Source organism: Flavobacterium segetis, assembly GCF_900129575.1.
Taxonomy (GTDB): domain Bacteria; phylum Bacteroidota; class Bacteroidia; order Flavobacteriales; family Flavobacteriaceae; genus Flavobacterium; species Flavobacterium segetis.
Genome location: NZ_FQWE01000028.1, coordinates 1 through 1,332, shown reverse-complemented (window position 1 = coordinate 1,332; position 1,332 = coordinate 1). Strand labels below are relative to the sequence as shown.

The 1,332-nt window shown below is 40.7% G+C and carries 2 protein-coding genes; both read right to left on the bottom strand.

The window, feature by feature from the left end:
- Positions 1-485, bottom strand: a 485-nt coding sequence (locus BUA99_RS14725) for a transposase (RefSeq protein ID WP_143151722.1), incomplete at its 3' end; no start/stop codon positions are given.
- 178 nt (positions 486-663) lie between these two features.
- Entirely contained in the window at positions 664-1,257 is a 594-nt protein-coding gene (locus BUA99_RS14720; protein ID WP_234972987.1) for a transposase, read from the bottom strand.
- Between the last annotated feature and the right edge of the window lie 75 nt (positions 1,258-1,332).

Here is a 1,332-nt window from a genome sequence, read left to right as displayed (position 1 = left end):
TGACGGTCTATCTTCTTTTGGTTAAAGTTTGCTTTTTTGCTATTGTGGGCCCGGCTTTTGGTACCATCGATGGCAATTACTGCTCCAGATATCAATTCGGCATCTTTTAGAAAAGATACAAAGAGTTTGAAGAGTTTTTTAAGTCCTGTTGGATTCCCCTTTCTAAAGTCGGATATACTGTGGTAGTTGGGGATGATGCCGCATAAAAGCCACTGCAACTCTATATTACGAGCGCACTCCTTTTCTAACTTTCGCGAGCTTCTTAATCCATTGAGATAACCATACATATAGATTTTAAGAAACAGCTTAGTATCGTAACTCGGTCTGCCTTCACTTTTTATAGTTTGTACGGTAAAACCCATCGCCGTTAAACTCAGGGCATCTACAAAGGCATCTATAAAACGAACGGGGTTGTCTGGTAAAATCGTGTCTTCTAAACTAGAAAAACACATTTGGTTGCGCGGTATTCCTGTGATGTGTTGCATTGTTAAATATACAACTTTTCTTCCTTTTATTAAAATAATTTGACTATTTTTGAAAGAAATAAACCGAGGTTTTTTCACAGACTGACGTCAGGTTGTGAAAAAACTCCGTTTTTCACTGAATAACCTCAAAATCTATCGCTGTATAATAGCATAGAGCTACGCTAAGCAAGCTTGTTTTTTAGGCAGCAATTGTTAGGTTCATTTCGATTAAGTCCTTAAAAAGGCTTAAATAAACCCTCCTAAAAATAATAACACCTTTGGTTTTGTAAGGTGACTTCCATTTCTTGAGTTTATCTATTAAGTCGGGAACTGTGAGTATGTTTATCGCACGTTTGATGTTGTACACTAGCATAATTAAGCTGTGTTCACCATTTACTTTTTCTAGTCCCGTTAAATTCGTGTGGTTGTAGCCCCATTGTCTCTTAATCGTTCCAAAGATATGTTCGTTGATCTCCTGTCGTGTGCGGTACAATTGTGGGTTTTCCTGATACCGTTTGTTGTTTTCTTCAACGGCATCAGCATACTCGCTGCGGTCAATCTCCCTTCCCGCAGGCCTTGATGTGCAGCGGTGTTTCACGGGACATTCCTTGCAAGCTGGCGTTCGGTATTTCTTGAATTGGTACCCGCTTTGCTCTGTTCGGCCGGTTTTCTTGTGCCAGCGTCCGGTAGTTTGTAAAGTTTCGCCCTGTGGACAAGTATACGTATCGTCTTGCTTATTGTAGGTGAACTTGGCGACTAAATAATCCGGTTGGGTTGCACTTTCTTTACTTATTCCTGGCGCAGGGTGCGCGACAATGGTCGTAATATTATGGAGTTTACATTGGGTGATTTCCCGGCCGTTGTGATA